At 50.2% G+C, this 15,228-nt stretch carries 13 protein-coding genes and 1 tRNA gene; 8 read left to right on the top strand and 6 right to left on the bottom strand.

The features are described 5' to 3' along the window. The first annotated feature begins 526 nt into the window (after window positions 1-526). On the top strand, window positions 527-1,984 hold the full coding sequence (locus tag KP708_RS03050; protein WP_215750343.1) for a PepSY domain-containing protein: 1,458 nt from the start codon (window positions 527-529) through the stop codon (window positions 1,982-1,984). A 291-nt stretch (window positions 1,985-2,275) separates the two neighbouring features. On the opposite strand, the gene KP708_RS03045 is transcribed toward KP708_RS03050, so the two are convergent. Next, a complete protein-coding gene (locus KP708_RS03045) occupies window positions 2,276-3,547 on the bottom strand; it encodes an MFS transporter (protein WP_215750342.1) in 1,272 nt (423 codons plus the stop codon). Window positions 3,548-4,394: 847 nt separating this feature from the next. Between KP708_RS03045 and KP708_RS03040 the strand changes: the two genes are divergently transcribed. The 3 genes from KP708_RS03040 to purU all read left to right on the top strand — a co-directional run bounded on the left by KP708_RS03040 (window position 4,395) and on the right by purU (window position 8,131). Continuing rightward, window positions 4,395-5,210, top strand: coding sequence for an SDR family oxidoreductase (locus tag KP708_RS03040; RefSeq protein ID WP_215750341.1), 816 nt, complete (start codon window positions 4,395-4,397; stop codon window positions 5,208-5,210). A gap of 58 nt (window positions 5,211-5,268) precedes the next feature. Then, window positions 5,269-6,660: a DUF2252 domain-containing protein gene (locus KP708_RS03035; protein ID WP_215750340.1), complete on the top strand. Its 1,392-nt coding sequence runs from the start codon at window positions 5,269-5,271 to the stop codon at window positions 6,658-6,660. A 592-nt stretch (window positions 6,661-7,252) separates the two neighbouring features. After that, window positions 7,253-8,131: a formyltetrahydrofolate deformylase gene (gene purU / locus KP708_RS03030; RefSeq protein WP_215750339.1), complete on the top strand. Its 879-nt coding sequence runs from the start codon at window positions 7,253-7,255 to the stop codon at window positions 8,129-8,131. Window positions 8,132-8,162: 31 nt separating this feature from the next. Here the strand turns inward: purU and KP708_RS03025 are convergent, their stop codons facing one another. From KP708_RS03025 to KP708_RS03015, 3 genes are all read right to left on the bottom strand, one after another. After that, entirely contained in the window at window positions 8,163-9,029 is an 867-nt protein-coding gene (locus tag KP708_RS03025) for a DNA/RNA non-specific endonuclease (protein ID WP_215750338.1), read from the bottom strand. Between the two features lie 65 nt (window positions 9,030-9,094). Continuing rightward, window positions 9,095-9,179 (bottom strand) — tRNA-Leu (locus KP708_RS03020). Between the two features lie 105 nt (window positions 9,180-9,284). Beyond that, window positions 9,285-10,070, bottom strand: a complete 786-nt coding sequence (locus KP708_RS03015; protein ID WP_252347394.1) for a class I SAM-dependent methyltransferase — start codon at window positions 10,068-10,070, stop codon at window positions 9,285-9,287. A gap of 165 nt (window positions 10,071-10,235) precedes the next feature. Here KP708_RS03015 and KP708_RS03010 point away from each other — a divergent pair, with 165 nt between their 5' ends. From KP708_RS03010 to KP708_RS02995, 4 genes are all read left to right on the top strand, one after another. Continuing rightward, a complete protein-coding gene (locus KP708_RS03010) occupies window positions 10,236-11,093 on the top strand; it encodes a neutral zinc metallopeptidase (protein ID WP_215750337.1) in 858 nt (285 codons plus the stop codon). Between the two features lie 155 nt (window positions 11,094-11,248). Further along, complete coding sequence (locus KP708_RS03005) at window positions 11,249-11,767, top strand: hypothetical protein (RefSeq protein WP_215750336.1); 519 nt, start codon at window positions 11,249-11,251, stop codon at window positions 11,765-11,767. Next, window positions 11,767-12,663, top strand: coding sequence for a cytochrome-c peroxidase (locus KP708_RS03000; RefSeq protein WP_215750335.1), 897 nt, complete (start codon window positions 11,767-11,769; stop codon window positions 12,661-12,663). The genes KP708_RS03005 and KP708_RS03000 overlap by 1 nt, the downstream gene beginning before the upstream one ends. A gap of 150 nt (window positions 12,664-12,813) precedes the next feature. Then, the gene (locus KP708_RS02995; protein ID WP_202208011.1) at window positions 12,814-13,272 is read left to right on the top strand and encodes a cytochrome c; all 459 of its coding nucleotides are present in this window, start codon (window positions 12,814-12,816) and stop codon (window positions 13,270-13,272) included. Window positions 13,273-13,346: 74 nt separating this feature from the next. Here the strand turns inward: KP708_RS02995 and KP708_RS02990 are convergent, their stop codons facing one another. Together KP708_RS02990 and KP708_RS02985 are read right to left on the bottom strand one after the other, a co-directional pair. After that, window positions 13,347-14,033 (bottom strand): cytochrome c1, encoded by a 687-nt coding sequence (locus tag KP708_RS02990; protein ID WP_215750334.1) that lies wholly within the window; start codon window positions 14,031-14,033, stop codon window positions 13,347-13,349. Continuing rightward, window positions 14,030-15,226: a cytochrome b N-terminal domain-containing protein gene (locus KP708_RS02985; protein WP_215750333.1), complete on the bottom strand. Its 1,197-nt coding sequence runs from the start codon at window positions 15,224-15,226 to the stop codon at window positions 14,030-14,032. The genes KP708_RS02990 and KP708_RS02985 overlap by 4 nt, the downstream gene beginning before the upstream one ends. Window positions 15,227-15,228: the final 2 nt, after the last annotated feature.

Below are 15,228 nucleotides of genomic sequence, written 5' to 3'. Positions count from 1 at the left end.
GGAATTTTGCTAGGTCGACGTGATTCCTACGCCTCTCTCATTCATTAATCGTGAATGCGTCCTTCAGAAAGGCAGGAATTTCGCACTCAGGTCGGAGAAACGAGATTTATACTTTGTTACGTCAACAAATGTCTCATAATCGGCTATAGAGAGTTCCCGAATACCGAGTGCATTTGCTCGACTAACAGACCAAGAGACCTCATAGTGTCGCGAACACACTACACCCGATGACAGTGCAGAAATCTCATTCACGCTTACGAAAACCTTCTCCTGTATCATGGTGGATGTGGAGAGGGCTGTTAGCCCTTGTTCTGGCATGGACTTTCGCACACCTCGTAACGGTCGGATCTCCACAATGGGGCCTGAGTACCCCACATGACTCACTCGTGTTTGGCCAGATGATTGCAGTCGCTCTGTTTCCCGTGCTTCTTCTCATCTCTTTTGGCACACAGAAACCCTTGTCTGGAGGGATTATCGCAGGCGCGGCCTGCATCTGTGCCGCACTTGCGTTGCTGTTTTACTCTTGATGCAGGATAATCTTCGTACGCGCATGGGCTGGCTTCATGCCTGGGTTGGCTTCATCGCCGGGTTGCTTCTTTTTTGCGTATTCGTCACGGGAAGTCTTGCAGTCTTTGATACTGAGCTGACGCGCTGGCTTCAACCCGAAATACCTCCAGAAGCACCAGCTTTTTCCCCTCAATCACTGGATCACACCCTTCCAGTTGTCCATGAGTTGCTTGTGCAAGGAGAAAAGCCGTTCATCACGCTCCCGTCACAGCGGGACCCCTTCCTGCGAGTGCAGCACCATGATGGACATGAATTCCTAACGGTCCCCTATAATCCGCAGACTGGAGAGTTGCTTCAGGCTCGCGATACTGCTGGCGGGAAATTTTTCTATGATCTGCATTATACGCTGAGGACTGGCATTTACGGAGCAACACTTATTGCTGCGGCGGGTCTGGCCCTTCTTGTAACAGTTGGGTCAGGAATTATCATTCATTTGCGAGGACTGGTTTCGGATCTGCTTCTGGTAAGGCCTTTCGCATCAAGACTGCGTGCATGGTTGGACGTACATGTCCTCGCTAGCGTCCCTTTCATCCCGTTCGTTATCATGATGGCCTATACGGGCACGTTCATTCGCGCACGAACGCTCTTTCCGCCTGTATCGTACATCAGTTCTATTCATAATATTGTTTCACCGCATTCAACCGAGTTGGTGCCACCGAAGAAAAAAAGAGAGTTTCCGGGCAGTCCTTCTCTCCCTCCTCTTCTCCAGGAAGCTGAAAAGACACTCGGTAAAGATCAAACGAGTTTTATTCTATTCCTGCCCCAAAGCCTTCTCTTCAGTCGATTGGACATGTCTGTCCCCCGACTGAAGGGAGAACATGTAGATTTTAGCCCGGTTGATGGACATTTTTTACGTCATGTTCTGCTTTCAACGCCAGTCACCAAAACGCAGCAACTCATGGAAGGCATTCACTATGCCCGTTGGACGGGGCCGGGCTTACGGTGGCTGTATTTCCTGTCCGGCATCATGGGAGCCGTGATGTTCGCAAGTGGGCCAATCATTTTTCTAATGAAGCGGCGGAAGATGTCCGGCCTGCGTGTCATTTTCCGGGTCGCCGAAGGGCTTACGATTGGCTTTATTCCCGGATTTCTTCTGGCAACACTTGCTTTTTTCTGGGCTAACAGGCTTTTGCCGGTATCTTTGCCTGAGCGTCATTTGGCAGAGGTCCACTGTTTCTTTACCATTTGGGCCCTATGCACTGTGACTGGTCTGATCTGGTCCCTACTCCATCACTCACGACGAGGGTGGAGGATGCAATTAAGTGCACTGGCCTTCCTCAGTATTTGCCTGACACCGTTGGACTTTTTTACACGTCCCGGCGCGTCCATTTTTCATGCGCCAACAGTTTTTGCGGCTACGGATCTGTGCGCCCTCTTTTTTGGGTTGGTCACTCTTGAGATGGTGCGTCGCTTGTGAGTCTTGCTCTTTGCATGGTGTTCTGGCTGCTGGGGCTTGGCTTACAGGCAGCATGCGAACCTAAAATGCTACGATTTGCGCGCTTGCCTGAGGAGATCTTACCTAGACCAGTAAGGATCGGACGGGTCGTTTTTCCGCTTCTGGGCCTTGTTATCGCCTTTTGGCTTGAACCGATCACCGCTATCTTCCTTTGGGTGGCAGCCTTTTCAATGGCATCTGTTATCGTTGCTCTGGTTTGGGCAATACTGGCCCGATACCAGGAGTTGAAACGATAACAGATAGTTTTCCTTATTATCCCTTTTGGGGTGAATACCAGAGACCAATACCGCCGATCAGCGCAGTAAATGCAACATAGATGGCCGGGGCGAGCGGTGTATGTGGCGTCAAGGCAGAAATAATAGCGGGGGTAAGGCCCCCAAAGATCGCGTATGAAATATTATAGGACAGTGAGAGCCCAGAAAAGCGGACCTGAGCGGGGAATGCGCGAAGCATTCCGACAGGAACGAGGCCTACAAATCCACAACACAGGCCGCTAAATGCCGCCCAGGGAGCAAGAGCTCCTGAGAACAGCGGAAAGAGCGCGTAGAGCCCGAAGCCTCCCAAAGCCAGCATCAGACCACAAATGAGACTAAGTAGTTTGAGGGGCAGGATGTCTGTCAGCGCACTGACCAGAACTACAGAAATTGTCAGGCAGAGTGTAGCAGCAAGGCTTGCCAGCATGGTTTGAGAAGGTGACACATGATGAAGGGTCTGCATCAGAGGCGGCATCATGAGAACAAGCACCACGATGGCTGCTGTCAGCGTCCACGTTGTCATCATTGAACATAAAATAGCGCGGCGGTGGTCACGTAGCAGAAGTTTTACCGGCATGGCTTCAGCAGTTTTAGCGGTAGCATGCATTTCCCGGAATACCGGGGTTTCTTCCAGCCATCGCCGAAGAAACATGGCCCCAAAACCGAAAATACCACCTAGAACGAAGGGAATGCGCCAGCCCCAAGTGGACACCACATCAGGTGGAAATACGGCGTGTAGCAAGAGAATAACAACGGATCCAAGGAGAATACCGCCCGTAAGTCCACCAGTGAGAAGCCCTGTTGCAAGGCCAACACGGTGGCGGGAAGCATGTTCAGAGACGAAAACCCATCCTCCAGGCGCCTCACCACCGATTGCAGCGCCCTGCATGATGCGCAGAACAAGCAAAATGAGTGGGGCGATAACTCCGAGTGTCTGATAGCCGGGCAGAAGTCCCATTAACAGCGTTGGGAGTGCCATAAGCAGTACACTAAGAGTAAAGACTTTCTTTCTGCCCGCAATATCTCCAAAATGGGCCATGATGAGGCCACCTACTGGGCGAGCCAGATAGCCAGCACCAAACAGACCAAAAGCCTCGGCCTGTCGCAGCCATTCAGCTTGGCTGTCCGGGAAGAAATGAGCGGCAATCAGTTTTGCGAGAAATGCAAAAATAACAAAATCATAGAACTCCAGCGCTCCTCCCAGTGAAGCCAAAGCTAGAATACGAAGTTGGGAAGAGCTGAGAGGCGCAGGTGCCTGACTGGACGACATGAAGTAACGTTTCCTATACACGGAAAGGTTCCAGCGGGGTGCTGGAACAAAAGGATTTGATATTATACAATAATTTGTTTCAAAAAGTCTATAATCTCTGAAATAATATACCATTTTAAAATCGTAAAATATCATTTCCGATCGCTTCGTTGTCTTCTGCTTGTCGTGTGATTGAACTGAGTTCAATGGTAGAACAGTGCGAGGAGTTTAATTTCTTCATTTATCGATGATAATTCGATAAATAATACGCTCTTTTAATATAAACATTATTGGTTTTTTTTGGTCTGAATTTTGCTCGGATACTCCATGGAACATTCTGGGAGAACAAGATGGCGGCGGTGCTCGACGGATGTTTGAACCGCCTGAGTAATCTATTAATTCAAAATTAGGTCATAAACTAGGTCATAGAAAATCATGTTAATGGGTGTAGAGGAGATAGTCGGTTTTCGGATTGAATTCTCGTGAAGATATTTTTTAATATTACACAATAAATATGTATTTACATAATTTCTATTTTCTTGATGCATTATATACAATGGATATATTGGTAAACTTATGATGGACGCGCTTATTTATCCTTTTTTAATTGTAAGAAATTGGATGCGGAAGCAATTATACGTGAAAAAATTATCAACCAAATCATCAAATTCAGATCTCTAAAAGTAATTCAAAATAATTATTTATCAATTAACGAGTGTTGAAAGTCCAAGGAGGATAAAATAATTTGTTTCAAAGCGTGCCTAAAGCCTCTAGATTTAATTCAGTGGAAATAGGAAGATGAGCATCGTCGCTTCAAATTTTTTTCTTTCATAACGCTCTCATCATGCTCACAGTGATTGTTTTCTAGATGCCTCTTAAGTCGCCCCTTAGGCCAGTTTCCGCTTTTCAAACCGTCGTTCTTACGGGGGCTTCTGGAGGCATCGGAACGATTGTCACCCGAAAGCTTTTAGATCAAGGCCATAGAGTAGTTGCGTTGTCTCGCACTGCTCCAGATATTGCCCATGAAGCACTGACGCATATCTATTACGATGCCTCTAACCTGCACGACATCAGCCGAGCAAATGAAGTCCTTTTAAAACAAATTCCTGGTGTCGATATCTTGATTCATTGTGCGGCAATTATAAGCCCGGGCATGGTCGAAGATACTCAACCGGAAGATGTAATACGGCAAATTTCGATTAATCTGACAGCACCGATTGCACTTACGTCTTTATTAGTGCCAAAAATTCCGGCTGGAGGCCGTATTATAATAGTAAACTCCATGGCCGCGACGATTCCTTTAGCTGGGAGTAGTGTTTATGGTGCGACCAAAGCAGGACTGCGAAACTTTGCCCTATCGTTGGCTCAGGAAATAAGCCCTAAAGGCATTGCGGTTTCATCCATTTTTCCGGGAGCTGTGGAAACGGAGATGCTACGTCAGGAGATGGAGACTGGTGGTTCGGTTCTAAATTTTGTTGGCACCCCCGCAACACCAGAAGTTATTGCCTCTGAAATCCTGAAGCTTATTCAAAAGCCAAAACTTGAGAGATTTTTTCCTAAAATCGACGGAATTTTTGGTGGTTTATGCTTGCTAATGCCGTCTCTCCTGCGCCTCAGTATGCCTTTACTGACTTTCTTAGGAAACCGCGGGTTTCAAAAATTTCTTCGAAATAATAGAAAATAGAAAATATAATTACCAATTCTTGTCATTAAGGATGAACTTATAGCGGAGAATACTGGTCATGAAGCACGATTGCAGAGAAATTAATGCCCACAAATCTATTCTTTTGACAAGAAAAGAAAGTCATTGTCAGGGAGCTAAGCTTAGAAAACAGACGCCCCGTGGAGCCCATGCTGAATGGAGTGCCTCAGACGCACGCCAAAACCCTGTAAATCTTTTAATCGAACAGGGAAAAGGCCGCATTTCGTCTCTTCTCCCGGTGCGCTATCAGCGAATGAAAGTCTCACCTTTCACGTTCCTTCGTGGATCTGCGATTGTCATGGCCAAAGATCTTGCTTCCACCCCGGCATCGGGCATCAATGTCCAGTCTTGTGGAGATTGCCATCTTGCCAATTTCGGAAGCTATTCGTCTCCGGAAGGCGTTCCGGTTTTTGATATCAATGACTTTGATGAGACCCTAAAGGCACCCTTTGAATGGGATGTTAAGCGCTTGGGGACTTCGCTGGTGCTTGCCGGTCAGGAAGGCGGGCTATCCAGCAAGGCTACCAAAGACCTGGCGACAAGCATGTCTCTTTCTTATTGCGAGCAAATAACGCGGCTGGCCGCGATGACCCCTCTTCAGATCTGGTCAGAGCGCATTGACCTCACAGCTGCAATTGCCGGTTTTGAGGACCCAAAAGTCCGTACTCGCGCAGAAAAGCTTCTTTCTGAGCGGATGGAAGCAGCAAAAGGGCATTTCGGCCTGATTGCAAGTGATGGAAAAAATCCGGCGTTCAAGGAAAAGCCTCCGCTGGTCATGCGGTTACCCGAACAGGAAGAGACCATCCGGCTTGCTTTTAGTCGATATGTTGAAACACAGCCATTAGAGCGGGCGATTCTATTGCGCCGGTACACTCTGAAAGACGTTATTTTTAAGGTTGTCGGGATTGGGAGTGTCGGAACGTTCTGTGCAATTGGACTGTTCTCAACTGCGGATGGAGAGACCATGCTTCTGCAGATCAAGGAAGCCCAGATGTCCGTTCTGCAGACTGATACGCTGACTTCACCCTTCGCCAATCAAGGAGAGCGCGTCGTAACGGGGCAGCGGATCATGCAGGCTGTGTCTGACACATTTTTGGGGTGGACGCACAGTAATGCCTCAATATCTAGCGATACACCTGATCTCTCGGGAAGCGGGCGACAGTTTTATGTGAGGCGTGTCAAGGATAGCCGATTGGCCGCTGTCGGCTCAGATGTGGCTCAGGATGGTTTGGCTGATTATGCAAAATTGTGCGGACGGACTTTGGCGCGGGCACATGCACGTTCTGGCAATGTGAGCATGATTTCTGGCTATCTGGGTAAAGGCGCTTCTTTCGCCTCAGCCATATCAGACTTCTCTGAGACGTATGCAGATCAAACCCATAAAGACTGGAAGATGTTTTGTTCAGCCGTAGAAAATGGTGAAATCCATTAGAAGCCCTTCTGAGGATTTTCTGGCGTGTAAGTCATGGTTCACTTCTCGTGCGTATTCGTCCTCACGTCAAATCCAAGTACTTTTCCTGTGCTTGGATCAAGATGACACTCCCATGTAAATGAGACCCACTCAATAGGGGCTGATTTCCTTTGATACTGTCCCCGCCCTCGTATCAGAGACGCGTTTACGACCACCTGGCTTTCTGGCCTGTCATCCTGAAGAAAAAATCGATTGTTTGAACTTCCTCGCTTAACGAGTTCGTGCCGCGCGGCAGGCTGGCAGAGATAGGTTGTCATAAGCCAGGCTGTTCCTTGCGTCGCCACAGCGTTCCTCTCCCGTGGGTCACGAATAGACGCGATCTGACGCGAAATGAGTTTTTGCTCTGCCGGTGACGGAATACTTTCTTGCCGTGCTGATGCGTCTGCGTTCCCGAACAGAACAACGATTAGCAGGCAAGATCCTGCAAACAGATAATCCCGTATCGTCATAAAGCCCTCTGCCCGGTGTTTTGCCTGTCTACCATCTGGGCGTATAGGTAGGGACCGATCCGTCACCATGCCAAGTGGCAATTCAACGCTGGACCCCGCCTTTCATGATTCGTCAGTCATCTACGCTTACAACTTTCGTAGTCACCTTAAGCTGCCCTAACCGCCCTGGCATTGTAGCTGCCATCAGTCAGCGTCTTTATGAGCTTGGTGCGAATATCACGGAAGCACAGCAGTTCGACGATACTGACAGTACCCAGTTTTTCATGCGGATTGTCTTTGAGCTCCCAAAAGAGGGTTTGTCCGAAACGCAATTGAAAACCGAATTTTCCCGGCTGGCCGAAAACTTCGCAATGGACTGGCACATCAGCGACACGTCAAAGCGCCAGAAAGTCCTGCTGTTTGTTTCCCGCTTTGATCACTGTCTTGTCGATCTTCTCTATCGCTGGCGTATCGGTGAACTGCAGATAGATCCAGTCGGGATTATCTCCAATCATGCAAGGGAAACCTATGCTGATCTGGATTTCCATGGCGTGCCGTTTCACCATCTTCCCATCACCAAAGATACCAAGGTTGAGCAGGAGGCACGCATCTGGACCATTTTTCAGGAAAGTGGGGCTGAACTGGCCGTTCTCGCCCGTTACATGCAGGTCCTGTCAAATGAGATGGCTACTCGCCTTTCCGGGCGTTGCATCAATATCCATCACTCGTTTCTGCCAGGCTTCAAAGGTGCCCGCCCCTATCATCAGGCGTTCAGCCGGGGCGTGAAGCTTATTGGTGCGACGGCCCATTACGTCACCAGTGATCTGGATGAAGGGCCGATCATTGAGCAGGACGTAGAACGCATTTCTCATGCTGATGATCCTGAAGATCTGATCCGCAAGGGGCGTGACATTGAGCGCCGCGTACTTGCCCGTGCCGTACGGTATCACATTGAACGACGGGCAATCCTGAATGGAAACAAGACGATTGTCTTCACCCCCTGAGTAGGGAGACTGGCAAAGGTCCGTTAAGGCTCTACTGAACGAGAGCCTTGACGAGGGCTTTGATTGCCTTTTGTGCGGCCTTTGAGCCCCACTCCTTTAGCAGTCTATTGCTACGCGGACGCTTGGAGAGTGCATAAGGGCTCTCCCTGATGGGTGGCATGCCCACAACCTGTTCCTTCATGGACTGCGGAAGCGCGGGAAACGGATCCACGTTCACGAGCTGCATCAGAAGCGCAACGGCTATGATCTTGCAGGTTGGCTTGCGTGTATTCAGGCACACATAGGCGCCCGTCCCGTTGGAAGCCGGATCGTATATGGCTTTCCATGTCACAGCGGGAACCGGAATACGCCCTCTTCCAATTGTTGCGGTATGATCGGGATCGTATCCGGGGCCAGTAACGACGAATATTTCGCCTTCCTGACGTGCCCACCCTCTGACAGCGCTTTCAACACCTTCCCACGGGCCACGGTTCAACTCACCCGTTTGGGGAACAATATTGGACAGCAGAAAAGACTGCTGCTGAGACGCAAGACCCGGCTCATTGCCGCTTGGTGTCATATGTCCCCGGTCGTAGCCTGAGGCTCTGTAGTCCGTCAGCGACGCGCGCATGGAGGCCGGTAGCCTCATATCGGGAAAGAATTTTCCTTGTCGGTTCGTGTCATCGGCAATTTCAAGATTTTCTTCGGTCAGGTCTTCAGCAGACCAGAGCGGGCCTTTTGTCGCTTCTGAAACCAGAGCGGCATAATGGTCATTACACAGCTGAACAGTGCCTGATCGCGCGGTCTCTGACAGAAGTGCGGGGGGAACGCCTTTGGCAAATAAGGCTGGGCAAGAAGCCGCATGTGCGGGACATGCGATAACCAGAAACCCGACGAAACCAAGCGGAAGATATTTCAACGCCCCTCACAGACCTAAAGCCAGACAATCTTGTCTGCCGGAACAACGAGGATATTGAAAATGACTGGTACGGGCAGAGGGACTTGAACCCCCACAGCTTGCGCCACCAGAACCTAAATCTGGCGTGTCTACCAATTCCACCATGCCCGCAGACTGTGAGGTGGGTCTAGACGATCTCCACGGCTCTTGCAATGGCTATCAACGACCTAAATGACTGAAAAATCACACCTCACAGAAAGAAAATTGATTTAGGAGTTAATTTCCAACCTTCTGGAATTTCAGAACAAAATTGTCCCCTTCCCCGATGGCGGCATATTTGGCGCGATCAACTTGGCCCAGAGCGTATGTTGGAGGAAGGGTCCAGATCCCTTTGGGCCACTGTGCCGTATCCCGGGGATTGGCGTTGATTTCGGAGCTCCCAACAAGCTTGAAACCCGCTTTCTCAATCATCTGGATGGCGTATGCCTGTCTCACATACCCGTCTTTTGCCTGCGGGTCCTGCGGAGCGCTGGTGTTGCCGCGATGGTCTTCAATGCCCAGAATACCGCCAGGTTTCAGCACTTTGTGGATTGCCTCCAGCATCTGCGGGGCATTTCCAGCTTCCATCCAGTTGTGCATATTCCGGAATGTCATGACGAGATCCGCACTGTCTGCCGGTGCGAAATTCAAATTCTCTGCATCAAAACGAGTGGTTTTGACGGCTCCGTAGATATCCGGATGCGTAGCCTGAAGCTTGGCAATACTCTGCTTTTTGATATCTGCGGGCCCGAGAGCAACTGTATAAGTGCCTTCGTCACGAAGATACGGCGCAAGAATTTGGGTCCAGTACCCTCCAGCAGGCCAGATCTCTATGACATTGGACGTCGGAGATATCCCGAAAAACTGCAGCTCTTCCAACGGGTGTCGAACACTGTCACGGGCGACGAAAGCCGGCGTTCGCTCTGAAAGTTTGAGAGCTTGATCCAAACTTGGGCCAGCCAATGCTGGCGTGGCTGTCAAACATGACAAGGCCAACAGAAAACCGGATTTCGACAGCATCATGATAACTCCTGTTGCAACTGTCGTGACTGTGACACGAGGTCGTAGAGGATGTCTTCACACTTCTTCGAAGCCTGGTGCCCAAACGGTGCCTTGCGCTCACGAAATCTGATAAAGGATAACTTAACAATCTTCCCATCCGGGAAACGGCAACAGGGCAAAACACACATGCGTCTCGACGACCAACGGGAAAGCACCAACATTGATGATCGACGCGGTTCCGGAGGCGGAGGACGCGGCCCTTTGAGGATCGGAGGGGTTGGTGGTGTCATCCTTGTCATTGGCGCACTGTACTTCGGCGTTGATCCCCGAGTGGTCCTGAACCTTCTCGAGAATGGACCGGCAGCAAATACACCGGCGACCAGCCAGCCGCAGGCAGTAAAAGACGATCCGGGAAGAAAATTCATCGCCCGTATTCTCGGATCTACCGAAGATGTCTGGAGCAGCACCTTTCAACAGATGGGGCGAACGTATCATGATCCCGGTCTGGTGCTTTTTTCAGGCGGCACACAGTCTGGCTGTGGCTATGCTCAAACGTCTGTAGGCCCGTTCTATTGCCCTGCCGATCACAAGGTTTATCTCGACCTGCAGTTCTTTCAGGAGTTGCAGAATCGTCTGGGAGCAAGCGGAGACTTCGCGAGGGCCTATGTGGTTGCTCACGAGGTCGGGCATCACGTTCAAAATGAACTGGGCATTATGCAGCAGGTCAATCAGCAAGGGAGCGCCGCCCAGAAAGGGGCTAACGGCCTTTCCGTGCGCGTTGAGCTACAGGCAGACTGTTTCGCTGGTGTCTGGGCCAAGCGCGCGAATGATACCCGCCATTTCCTTGAGACGGGAGACATCGAAGAAGGTATGAACGCAGCCTCAGCGGTTGGTGACGATCGCCTGGAACGGCAAGCCCAGGGATACGTTGTCCCGGATAGCTTCACGCATGGAACATCTGCGCAGAGAGTAGCGTGGTTCAAGCGCGGGCTGGAAAGCGGCGATATCAAACGCTGCGACACGTTCAACGCCCCTGCTCTCTGACCTTCTCTGGTATTGCGGGTATGGCGTTCCCAACCATGTCCGCGCTTTTAGGGGCTGGCCATCTGACACGTTTCGATGTCGTCATACCTCTGGCAAATTTCCATATTCAGGTGCTTCAATAGACGCACCTGAAGGCTTTGCTGGAAAACATAACCATGAAGCGTATCCTGCCCGGTATCCTCTCCCTAGCCATGCTTTTTAGTGCCGGTACAGCGTTGGCTGACCCCGCAGCTTGCAAACCTGGAACAACCTCTCTGCCTGCTGGGGATGAGGGCTGGAGCCATCCCACTCCCTTGACGGCCGCCACAAATCAAGCCGTTCTTTCTAACAGTCACCTGACGCTCAATCACGCGGCCACCGTTCATCTGGAACACACTCCTGACGTTCATTTTCTGCAGAGGCCCGCTGAACCGGGCGGAAGTGTCAGTTACGGAGGGATGATTGCTTTCGAGGCTCCCAAGGGTGGGACCTATCGTATCATGCTGCCAAATAAAACGTGGATCGATGTTCTTGGACAGGGTGGCCCAGCTACTTCAACACATCATCAGCATGGTCCCGACTGCTCTGGCATCCGCAAAATGGTGGACTTTCAGCTTTCGGCGGGACAATATACAGTTCAACTTGCGGGAAGCGGCCTGCAAGACATGCCTGTCATGGTCTCTGCGCTTCCCTGATGCTCCATCAGCTACTGCTATCTCTAGGGCTTCTTATAACCGGGATAGCATTACCAGCGGTTGCCACGGATATTTCCTCACTCGATGCAAAAATTGATTTGGGGCACAGACTCTTCTACGACGCAGACCTCTCTCTTAATGGCAGTATGTCCTGTGCAACCTGCCATGAGCAGCGTCATGCCTTCTCAGATGGAAATCCGACCCATCCCGGCGTTACAGATGAGGACGGAATCCGGAATGTTCCACCACTCGCGAATGTCGGACAATTTCATACGTTCACCTGGATCAACCAACATGTCATAACACTGGAAGATCAGTTTTTTATTCCGCTGAGTGGCCATCACCCTGTGGAAATGGGTATGACCAACATGTCAGAACTCTCTCGTCGGCTTTCCCGAAACCTTTGCTATCGCCTTCTGTTTTCGAAAGCTTTTCCTGAAAAACACATTCCGATTGATGCCCGCTCTGTTGCCGAGGCGGTGTCAGCATTCGAGCGAGAGCTAACTTCCTATAAGTCGCCGTGGGACTTGGGATTATCTGGCGCGACACGCTCACAAATAAACGGAAAAGAGATATTTCTTGGTAAGGGACAGTGTAGCTCATGCCACCAACCACCTCTATTCACTGACCAAAAATTCCATGCACTGTCGATATCTTATTCCGAACCTATCCGGACTCCTTCTCTACGAAATGTCGAGGTAACCGCACCTTATTTGCATGACGGTTCTGCTTCTACGCTCAAGGACGCCATTCTGGCCCACCCAAAAGGCCAAATACTGTCACAAGCCGAACTGACAGATCTCACCGCATTCCTCAGGCTGCTGACGGATCAGGATTTCCTCTCCGACGCCAAGCTAGGCTTGCCATCTGAAAAATGCCCCCTGAGCACACTGTGATCGAGGCCTGATGATGCGGCTAACTTGCACGGTGAAGGTAAAATCGACCGGGCGTTTCCCTGGAACTGGGCCAATGACTTGGTACGAGGCTTTGATACTGTTACATCAATTTGTCTTTGTTTCACTCAGATGATCTGTCGGGAGCCATCCATGATCAAACGCACAGTTCTTGTTATGGGATTTCTATTCGGAACCGCGCCCATAGCTCATGCAGAAGATGGCCAGGCACTCTACAGCAGCAAGTGCAGCGTGTGCCATCAGGCCGCTGGAATTGGATCGCCGGGGCAGTTTCCCCCCTTAAGCGGAAGAGTTGGTAAAATCGCCTCTTCTCCTGAGGGAAAGGCTTATCTTACAGATGTTCTTCTAAATGGGCTGCATGGTGCGATTGACGTTTCCGACGAGACATACATGGGCTTTATGCCTTCTTTCAAAGCGCTTACAGATAGCCAGATTGCCGCTGTTCTTACGTATGTCTCGTCGCTGAATACGTCTGGTAAGGCTCCGGTCTTTTCTGATGATGAAATCAAGGCTGCTCGCGCCACTCCCAAAAAAGCGAAAGAAATTGTGTCGGAACGAGCAGCGCTGAACGCTCTTCATCCGCTGCCGTAAGAAGAATTCATTTTCTGAAAGCGAGATTTATTTTCCTGTGACTTCCCTTTAAAAACTATATTGGAAGTCACAGCCTATTCCTTCACCTTTTTCCATATTCTATTTTTGAGAACGAATACCAATACACTCATCACAATAAGGTAAATTAACGTATAAATGCCTATTCTATGCCGGGTTTGAAGGTGTGGACGAGCTGTCCATTCCAGGAATGTGCCTACATCCTGTGCCATCTGGGAAATGGTTGCCGACGTCCCGTCTGAGTACTTGACCTGACCAGCATGCAGAGGTTGAGGCATTGCAATATGGCGATGCTTCATGGCCAGATTGTAATAAGACCCTTGGGGCAGCACCGTTCCTTCCGGTGCCGAGGCGTAAGATTCCAAAATCTGGATAATGCGGGCCGTTCCGCCCTTCTGCGTAAGGGCAAGCCGTGAAAAATCCGGTGGCAGGCCGCCATGATTGGCCATGCGGGCCAGATTTTCACTCGGATAGGGTGACCCGATTTTATCGGATGGGTGGGCTGGACGCGTTTTGGGGTCCCCATCGTCATCCAGACCATCAGCAACCTGATGCTGTGCCGCATAGTCCTTGATAGCCGAGACAGACAGGCCGAGTTCTGACAGATCCGAGTAAGCGACATAATTCAAGCTATGGCAGTTACTACAGACCTGCCTGAATACCTGAAACCCACGTTGTTCAGGCGTAGAAGCCATGGTTTGTAAAGGCGAAAGAGCAAGCAAAGCCACGAAAAAATATTTCATTCCGAGCCCTCGTGCTGGACGGTCGGGGATGGTGATGTTTCACGTCGCGATTGAAAAGGCAGAAGTACCAAAAAATATAAATACCAGCAGCAAACGGCCACACGGCTGAGCCATAGCCATCCCCCTGCTGGTGGATGCATTCCCGCAAAACCCAAAGCAACAAACGAGAAGAAAAGCATTAAAAGCGCTGGTCGGAGGAGAGGTCGAGACCGTGCGGATCTGATAGGGGACTTATCCAGCCATGGAACCGCAAATAATACGCCTATGCTTCCTGTAGCAAGGATGAGGCCTCCCAGCTTGGAGGGAACCGCTCTAAGGATCGCGTAAAAAGGCGAAAAATACCACTCAGGTGTAATGTCCTGAGGCGTCACGATAGGGTTGGCCTGCACGTAATTGTCTGCAAGCGTCAGGAAATCAGGAGCGAAGAAAACAACAGCTGCATAAACGGTGAGAAAAAGACAAAGCCCAAAACCATCTTTTGACGTGTAATAAGGGTGAAATGGTACGGTGTCGTCAGAGGACTTGGGCTCTCTTCCTGTAGGATTATTAGATCCTGCCACATGCAATGTTGCGATATGGAGTGCAACGACGCCAATAATGGAAAATGCTGTCAGGAAATGAAGAACGTAGATCCTGTGTAAAGCAACATTGCCAAGTCCCTCCCCTCCCATCAGCCAAGACGTCAGGGATTTGCCTATCACTGGAACAGTATTGAGCGCATTCACGACTACTGTGGCGCCCCAATAGGACATCTGCCCCCACGGGAGAATATATCCCGCAAAAGCCGTTATCATGACCATTAAAAGCAGTCCGAGCCCGGTGAACCAGATCAGTTCGCGAGGCGCTTTGTAGGATCCGTAATAAAGCCCTCTCGCGACATGGACGTAGAGAGCGGCAAACAGCATGGAAACGCCGCCCATATGAATGGATCGAACCAGCCAGCCCGATGCAACCCGCCGATCTATGGTCTCAATGCTGGAAAATGCATCTGACACTGTCGGAGTGTAATTAAGAGCAAGAAAGATTCCGCTCAGCAAAAGCATCCCGAGCGAAACCGTGGCAAAAGCACCGAAATTCCATAGATAATTGAGGTTTTTCGGCATCGCGAAATCAACGTATTCACGCCGAAAAGAAGAAACAATCGGGAGACGTTTCTCTACCCACCGGGAGAGATCTTGAGATTTATCGGTCATGA

Origin of the sequence: Gluconobacter sp. P5H9_a, from assembly GCF_018812085.1 — a bacterium.
GTDB lineage: Bacteria > Pseudomonadota > Alphaproteobacteria > Acetobacterales > Acetobacteraceae > Gluconobacter.
Note: the sequence above shows the minus strand (reverse complement) of the source record. Positions and strands in the feature narration are given on the sequence as shown.